Here is a 7,948-nt window from a genome sequence, read left to right on the forward strand (position 1 = left end):
AAGGAAAGGCCAGCTGCGATCACATTGAGAGGATCCGGGATGCGTCCCAGCAAGCCGAACGCCCACCGTGCGGTCGAAGCGCCGCCCGGCTCGGCGCACGCTTCCCAGCAGGGAACTTCAGCTGAGCAGAATGCACAGCGGCTTGATTCCTCGACCTGGGCGGGCTTCCAGGAGTTGCAGAGGATTGACGCGGATGTGCCCGCAGCCGTCGAACGTCACCTCGAAATTCTGCTGGCTGAGCGCGCCGCGCAGGCAACCGCCCTCGACCCGGTGTTCGCTCACGATCTCGCCGATCGTGTCGCTCGCTTCACCCTGGGCGGAGGCAAGCGCACACGAGCCCAGTTCCTGTGGTGGGCGCTGCGCGCGTGCGGCGGCGGGATCGGCGATTCGGAGGCTGCGCTGCGTCTGGGGTGCGCTCTGGAACTCATTCAGACCTGCGCGCTCGTTCACGACGATGTGATGGACGGCTCCCGGATCCGCCGCGGGCAGCCCGCCCTGCACGCGGACGTCGAGGCTCAGTACGCCGACACCGTGTCCTTCGCGCACCGAGAGCGTTTCGGCGAATCGGCGGCCATCCTCGCCGGGGACCTGGCGCTGGCGTGGGCGGACGACGTGCTTGTCGACACCGAACTCTGCCCCACCCGCGCACGACGGGTGCGCGGCCTGTGGAGCGCCATGCGCACGGAGATGGTGGCCGGCCAATACCTGGACCTTCAAGGCCAGAGCACCTCGTCACGCTCGTTGGCCCACGCGATCCGCGCCGCCTGCCTCAAAAGTGCTCTCTACTCGGTCGAGCGGCCGCTGGCCCTCGGCGCCGCCCTCTCAGATGCAGACGACGCCACCACGGCGGCCCTGTGCTCAGCCGGCCGGTGCGTCGGCATCGCCTTCCAACTGCGGGACGACCTCCAGGACGTCTTCGGCACGGCAGAGCAGAGCGGCAAGCCGTCGGGCAGTGACATCCGGTCGGGCAAGCCCACCTATCTCATCGCCGTCGCGCAGGCCCGGGCCACGGCCCGAAACGACCGCAGTTCCCTGGACGTGCTGCGCAACTCAGTCGGCCGTCCCGGACTCTCACAAGAGGGTCTCGCCCGGGTGCGGGAGGTACTCATCTCCACCGGCGCGCAAGCGACAACAGAAGCAAAGATCAGCAGACTGGCCGCGCAGGGCATGCGCCATCTCGAAGGAGCGGCGCTCGAGCCCGAGGGCCGCAGGCATCTGCGGGAACTCCTGCAGTCCGCCACCGCGATTCCCACGGCCCCAAGTGCACCCGCGCACGGCCCGACCGCCTCCTCCCCTCGCACCGGATCCCGGCTTCTCACCATGAGCGCAGAGGGGGCCGGCCGATGACCAGGACCATCCCCGGACGCACGGACCACGTCGTCGTGGTGGGGGCCGGCCTGTCAGGGCTCTCGGCCGCACTGCACCTGCTGGGTGCCGGTCGCCAAGTCACCGTTGTGGAGCGTGATCTGCTGCCCGGCGGCCGTGCCGGACGCCTTCACCGCGCCGGCTACCACATCGACACCGGCCCCACCGTGCTGACCATGCCGGAGCTTGCCGACGAGGCTTTCGCCGCGGTCGGCGACTCCTTGCGCGAGCGCGTTGAACTCATCCCTCTTCATCCCGCCTACCGGGCCCGCTTCGCCGACGGCACCAGCATCGACGTCCACACCGACCCCCACTCCATGGAAGCGGAAGTCGAACGGTTCGCCGGACCCAGGGAAGCAGCAGGCTACCGGCGCCTGCGCGACTGGCTCACTCGCCTCTACCAAGCCCAGATGCGCCACTTCATCGACGCCAACTTCGACTCGCCCTTCCAACTCCTGACACCCGACCTTGCCCGACTGGCCGCCCTGGGCGGATTCGGCAGGCTGGACACCCGCATCGGACGCTACCTGCACGATGAGCGCCTACGCCGCATCTTCTCCTTCCAGGCCCTGTACGCGGGCATCCCGCCCGCCCGCGCGCTGGCCGCCTACGCCGTCATCGCCTACATGGACACGATCGCCGGCGTCTACTTCCCCCGCGGCGGCATGCACGCTCTGCCACAGGCCATGGCCGACGCAGCCGCCCAAGCGGGCGCAGACCTTCGCTTCGGGCAGGACGTCACCCACCTGGAACGCTCCGGCCATCGCATCACCGCGGTCGTCACCAGCAAGAACCGCATCCCGTGCGACGCGGTTGTCCTCACTCCCGATCTGCCCGTCACCTACGGCCTCCTGGGCCACACACCCCGCCGGCCGGTACGGATCCAGAACTCGCCGTCCGCCGTCATCCTGCACGCGGGCACCACTCAGACCTGGCCCGGTCTCGGCCACCACACACTGTCCTTCGGGGCCTCCTGGAGCCGCACCTTCGACGAACTGACCCGCACCGGGCAGTTGATGAGCGATCCGTCCCTGCTCATCACTCGCCCAACGGCCACGGACCCATCCCTCGCACCACCCGGCAAGCACCTGCACTACATCCTTGCCCCCTGCCCGAACACCGACATCGGGCCCAAGGCCGCCGCGTGGGGCGAGCTCGCCCCGCGCTACCGCGACAGCATCCTGAAAGAGCTCGAGCAGCGCGGTCTCGACGGCATCAGCTCCAGCATCACCGAGCAGTGCCTCGTCACACCCGCGGACTGGCGCGCCCAAGGCCACGCTGCGGGAACCCCGTTCTCCGCGGCGCACACCTTCGCTCAAACCGGTCCCTTCCGCCCCCGCAACCTGGTTCGCGGCACCGAGAACGCCGTCCTCGCCGGCTGCGGCACCACACCGGGCGTAGGAGTACCCACGGTGCTGATCTCCGGGAAACTCGCCGCCACCCGGATCACCGGTGGCCACGTCCGCAGGCCCGTCCGCCCGCGCCAAGCCACAGCCTCCACCCAAGGACGCCTTTCATGAGCGACCGTGAACTCGATGCGGCAGGCATCCACGACCCTGCACTGCGCAGCGCCTACGCACGCTGCCGGCAGCTCAACGCCCGGCACGGCAAAACCTACTTCCTCGCAACCCGGCTCCTGCCCCCCGAGCGGCGTCCTGCCGTTCACGCCCTGTACGGCTTTGCCCGCTGGGCCGACGACATCGTCGACGTACTCGACACCACGGAAACCGCGGAACAGCGTTCGGCGCACCTCGCCCGCCTGCAAGCAGGCCTGGAACAGGGCCTGCAGAAGGCGACCAGCTCCGAACCGGTCGTCATGGCGCTCGCCGACACGGCCCGCCGATATGACATCGACCCCCGTCACTTCAGCGACTTCATGGACTCCATGCGCAGCGACCTTGACGTCACTGAGTACCCGACCTACGAAGATCTGCGCCTGTACATGCACGGCTCAGCTGCGGTCATCGGACTGCAGATGCTGCCGATCCTCGGCACCGTGGTGCCGCTCCAGGAAGCAGAACCGCATGCCGCCGCACTCGGCGTCGCCTTCCAGCTGACCAACTTCTTGCGGGACGTGGGTGAGGACCTCGACCGCGGCCGCGTCTACCTTCCTGCCAACCTCCTGGCAGCCCACGCAGTCGATCGGGACCTGCTGCAGTGGAGCAGGGTCACCGGCCGCCGTGACCCGCGCATCACTGCGGCGCTCAAGGCCTTCGAAGACCTCACTCGCGGTGTGTACCGTCAGGCGGCGCCCGGCATCGCGATGCTCGACCCCGTCAGCCGTCCGTGCATCCGGACAGCCTTCGTGCTCTACGGGGGAATCCTGGACGCCGTGGCCGAGGACGGCTACGCGGTCGTGCACCGACGGACTGCGGTAAGCCGACGACGCCGCGCCGCCGTCGCCATCGACGGCCTGGTGCGCGTCGCCGCAGCGCGGGTACGAACGCGCCATGCTGCTCGGCCGACGCCGTCGGAGATTGAGGAGCACTCCCACAGCAGTGCCACGCACCCGTCTCAGCCTGTAGAGCCTGCAGCGGTGGAGGTGGCTTGACATCCTCCCCGCCCTAAAGGGCGGGGATTCCCGCCTGGCTGCCGGTGGTGACCGGCTGGGCCTTCGGGTGGGTTCCCCGTTCAACGGGCCGTGCCCGGCGTGGGATTTCCACTCCAGGACTGACCGGCCCTCCAGGGGCGTTTAGCCTCTCCGCCTGCCCGGCGGCGAGGATCACACGCGACGCATTGAGGTCACGATCATGCTCGGTACCGCAGCCCTCGCACCGCCAGATACGCACGTGCAGCGGCTTCGTCCCGTCCACGACCCAGCAGACCGAGCACGTCTGCGAGGAGGGCAGCCAGCGGGAAACGACGCCGACGTGACGGCCGTAGCGGGCCGCCTTGTCCTCCAGCACCCGGCGGAACATGCCCCATGCCGCGTCGTGCACAGACTTGGCCATGCGGGTGCGTGCGAGACCGGAGACCGCCAGGTCTTCGAGGTAGACCGCTTGGTTGTCGCGGACCAGCCTCGAAGCACTCTGATGGCACCAGTTTCTGCGCGCATCGGCCACCCGGGCATGCGCCCGGGCGACCTTCAGCCGGGCCTTGGCCCGGTTCCTCGACCCCTTCACCTTCCGGCTCAACACCTGCTGCGCCTTCCTCAGTCTCCGCTCGGCACGCCGCAGGAAGCGGGGATTGTCGATCACCCGCCCGTCGGACAGCACGGCGTAATGCGTCAGGCCCAGGTCGATGCCGACCTCGGCACCCACGGGCGCGAGCGGCTCGGGCTCGACCTGAACGACGAAGCTCGCGAAGTACCGCCCCGACGGATCCTTGAGCACAGTCACCGAGGAGGGAGGCGACGGCAGTTCCCGGGACCAGCGGACCCGCACGTCCCCGATCTTCGCGAGGTTCAGCCGGCCGTTGTCCCGCAGCCGGAACCCGTTCCTGGAGAAACGGACCGCCTGCTGGCTGTCCCTCTTCGACTTGAACGTCGGCAGTCCCATACGGCGCCCCGGCCGCTTGCCCGACACCGACGCGAAAAAGTTCGCGTACGCCGTATCGAGATCACGAAGAGAGGACTGCAAGGCGTCCACCGACACCTCCGCCAGCCACGCCCGCTCGGGCGTCTTCTTCGCATCGGTGATCACCCGCTTCGCCAGCACACCCGTCGCGATCCGCGACCTGTCCGCCCGGTAGGCGGCCTTCCTCGCGGCCAGCGCATCGTTGTAGACCACCCGGGCACAGCCCAACGTACGCGCCAGCGCGATGCGCTGACCCGGCGTCGGCACGATCCGGAAGGAATACCGCAGATACACGGGACAAAACTTAACGGCCGCCACTGACAACGCCGGTCCGCCCAGGGGCGAACCGGCTTTCCCTGCCCTGCTCCGCAGGAGCTTCGTTTCCTCCCCGGCCTGAAGGCCGGGGTATCCACGAAGGAGACCTGATGAAGGCCGGCCCCCCAGCCCCGCGCAGACGCTTCCCGCTGTCGTTGCGCCGCTCCCCCGTACCGTGGGAGCACCAGCATCCGACCTGGCGCGAAGCCCGCCCTGCTGTCATCGCGCATGCTCTCAAGCGGGCTCAGAACCGTCCCTCCGGCAACTGGTACGTCATCGGTGCCGCCCGAGACATTCCCGCGGACCGTCCCTTGGCCCGCACTGTCGTCGGGCAGGAGATCGTCGTGTGGCGAAACGGCGATGGACGGCTGGCCGCCGGCCCTGGCATCTGCCCGCACCTTGGTGCACCTCTGCGGGACAGCCCGGTGCGCTGCGGCACACTCGTCTGTCACTGGCACGGACTCGCTCTCAACGGAAAGCCGTTCGCCGGCTGGGAGCCCCTGCCCGTCCACGATGACGGCCTTTTGGTCTGGGTACGCCTGGACACCGTGGGCGGCGAACCACCACTGGACACGCCCGTGCTGCCCGTGCGGCCCTCACTGGCAGACGCCGTGTCAGCGGTCTACTCAGGTCTGGGAACCTGCGAGCCGGAGGACATCATCGCCAATCGGCTGGATCCGTGGCACGGCGCCTGGTTCCATCCCCACTCATTCGTCGACCTCACCGTCCTCGACACCCCCGGAAAGGACGCGGCCGAGGACAGTTTCACCGTCGACGTCTCCTTCAAGCTCACCGGGAGACTCGTCGTCCCCGTGCGTGCCGTCTTCACCGCCCCCGACTCCCGCACGGTCGTCATGCACATCACCGAGGGCGAAGGCCAAGGTTCGGTCGTCGAGACGCACGCGACCCCGCTCGGAGCCGACGAGCGAGGCAGGCCACGGACAGCCGTCATCGAGGCGATCGTGGCCACCTCCGGCCGGCGCGGCTTCACAGCAGCGCGCAGTGCAGCTCCACTGATGCGCCCCCTCATGCGGGCAGCAGCCGCCCGGCTGTGGCGTGATGACCTCGCCTACGCCGAACGGCGCTGGCAGTTGCGCTCCACAGGCCGCTTCCCCGCATAACGTGATCCAGGTGCCGTCGGCGTCAGGCCTTGGGGCCGCCTGCATCTTGCCGTAGGGATGCCCTCGCCCGGAGAGGGGGTGTGGGTGGCTGTCTGGCGGAGCTGACCGCGAGATGGAAGGCCTCGTGTCCTGCCTTCCACCACGCGGTCCGCTGGTGGCACGTCCACCGCGTCGGGAGACCGCGGTCTGGCGAACCGTGACCCCGCGGTGATGACGCTCTACCTCGCACGCCCGAGCCCAGTCACTTTCCGGGGCTTCGCGACAGGCCGTCCACATCCACCTTGCCTGCTGTCACCACCCGGCAAGGGGCCTGGCGGCCAGTCAATATAGTCGTCCCCATGTCCACGCCTGACGAGCTGCTCGTTGACATCGCCACCGTGGTGGAGTCCGGGCGGAGCAACCAGATGTCCCTGACCGTGGTCACCGGTGGTGCGGTCATCACCGGCCGGCTGGCTCCCGAAGCAGTGTGGAGGCAGAGGGTGTCGGACGTGCTGACGGACTCCGCCCACCTGGGCGAGTTCTCCGCCGTCTTCGACACCCCCGCGAAAAACGACGGACCGCCCACGCATCTGCACTTCCATGTCGCCCGCATCTTGCAGGGCACGGTCGGAATCCCCGAGACGGGCGGGATGTACCGCGTCGCGATCGCCGACGTCGGCGCCTGGACCATGGGCGACTTCAGCTACTCCGACCACTGAGCCATCAACCCGGAAGAACCCGCTGCATCCAAGCAGGGGCCCCCACCGGTAGGCGCCGGTCGGGGCCACCCGGCCGTCCAGGTACCGGCTCACTCCTGTTTCCCCGGGCCGTCAGACGGACACGGGAGTGCCGAGCATCGCGGAAGCGTTCTGCAGCGGGCTCAGGACGCACACCGGTGCGGCCGCGGGCAGGCGCGGCAGGTGAAGCCCAGCTGCGTCATCGCGCGGAGGACTTCGGCGGCGCTGAAATCACGGCGGTCCTGGCGGGTGACGACCTGGCTGACCTGCTTGACGGGGTAGTGGCGGCGGCCGGGATCACGGATTCGCCGGAGCCCGGCTCCGGGGACGGGCCTGGGGGCGCTGCGCCTGCCCGTGTGGAACGCGCTCGCCGAACGGGCCGACACGCTGCGCCGCTCTGCGCCGACGGCCAGAGACTCACCCGTGATGAGGGTGCCCCGATCGGCGTGTCCCGAAGATCGAACTGCCGCACACACTGCGATAGTCGCGAAGGAGTTGGCATGAAGGCACCGATCGAAGGAGGAGCCATGGTGCGTGTCGGGCTGTTGGTCCGGGTACAGGCGAAACCGGGCAAGGAAGCAGAAGTGGCACAGTTCCTGACCGACGCGCAGGCGATCGTCGATCAGGAGCCCGACACCCGCGCCTGGTTCGCCGTCCAGTTCGATGCGTCCACGTTCGGCATCTTCGACGTGTTCCCCGACGACGCGGGTCGACAGGCGCACCTGGCCGGAGGCGTCGGCGCGGCGCTCGGGGAGCGGGCGACGGAGCTGTTCACCGTGTCGCCTGTGATCGAGAACGTCGACGTACTGGCGTCCAAGCTCCCGACCTGACCCCGGACAAATCAGCAGGACACGAGGGGTCTGGTGCAGGGTTGTGGGTGGTGGTTTTGGGTGTACAAACACACCACCACCAAGGG

At 68.9% G+C, this 7,948-nt stretch carries 7 protein-coding genes and 1 pseudogene; 6 read left to right on the forward strand and 2 right to left on the reverse strand.

Annotated elements, in window-relative coordinates; genetic code table 11:
- Positions 1-39 precede the first annotated feature (39 nt).
- Genes ACFWI4_RS31095 through ACFWI4_RS31105 form a run of 3 tightly spaced genes read left to right on the forward strand, consistent with a single transcriptional unit; the run spans position 40 to position 3,916 of the window.
- Complete coding sequence (locus ACFWI4_RS31095) at positions 40-1,347, forward strand: polyprenyl synthetase family protein (protein WP_387202994.1); 1,308 nt, start codon at positions 40-42, stop codon at positions 1,345-1,347.
- On the forward strand, positions 1,344-2,885 hold the full coding sequence (locus ACFWI4_RS31100) for a phytoene desaturase (RefSeq protein ID WP_387202996.1): 1,542 nt from the start codon (positions 1,344-1,346) through the stop codon (positions 2,883-2,885). Before ACFWI4_RS31095 ends, ACFWI4_RS31100 begins: the two co-directional genes overlap by 4 nt.
- Complete coding sequence (locus ACFWI4_RS31105; RefSeq protein ID WP_387202999.1) at positions 2,882-3,916, forward strand: phytoene/squalene synthase family protein; 1,035 nt, start codon at positions 2,882-2,884, stop codon at positions 3,914-3,916. The genes ACFWI4_RS31100 and ACFWI4_RS31105 overlap by 4 nt, the downstream gene beginning before the upstream one ends.
- Before the next feature lie 13 nt (positions 3,917-3,929).
- Here the strand turns inward: ACFWI4_RS31105 and ACFWI4_RS31110 are convergent, their stop codons facing one another.
- Positions 3,930-5,174, reverse strand: a complete 1,245-nt coding sequence (locus ACFWI4_RS31110; protein ID WP_387203002.1) for an RNA-guided endonuclease InsQ/TnpB family protein — start codon at positions 5,172-5,174, stop codon at positions 3,930-3,932.
- 131 nt (positions 5,175-5,305) lie between these two features.
- On the opposite strand from ACFWI4_RS31110, the gene ACFWI4_RS31115 reads away from it, so the two are divergent.
- Positions 5,306-6,316, forward strand: a complete 1,011-nt coding sequence (locus ACFWI4_RS31115) for a DUF5914 domain-containing protein (RefSeq protein ID WP_387203005.1) — start codon at positions 5,306-5,308, stop codon at positions 6,314-6,316.
- 338 nt (positions 6,317-6,654) lie between these two features.
- Positions 6,655-7,014, forward strand: a complete 360-nt coding sequence (locus tag ACFWI4_RS31120; protein ID WP_387203008.1) for a hypothetical protein — start codon at positions 6,655-6,657, stop codon at positions 7,012-7,014.
- 111 nt (positions 7,015-7,125) lie between these two features.
- On the opposite strand, the pseudogene ACFWI4_RS31125 reads toward ACFWI4_RS31120, so the two are convergent.
- Positions 7,126-7,366 (reverse strand): annotated as a pseudogene (locus tag ACFWI4_RS31125) (SCO5918 family protein); the annotation flags it as partial.
- 193 nt (positions 7,367-7,559) lie between these two features.
- Between ACFWI4_RS31125 and ACFWI4_RS31130 the strand changes: the two are divergent.
- Positions 7,560-7,862: an antibiotic biosynthesis monooxygenase gene (locus ACFWI4_RS31130; protein ID WP_339136030.1), complete on the forward strand. Its 303-nt coding sequence runs from the start codon at positions 7,560-7,562 to the stop codon at positions 7,860-7,862.
- Positions 7,863-7,948: the final 86 nt, after the last annotated feature.

This window comes from Streptomyces sp. NPDC127038, from assembly GCF_042725875.1.
In the GTDB taxonomy this organism is placed as follows: domain Bacteria; phylum Actinomycetota; class Actinomycetes; order Streptomycetales; family Streptomycetaceae; genus Streptomyces.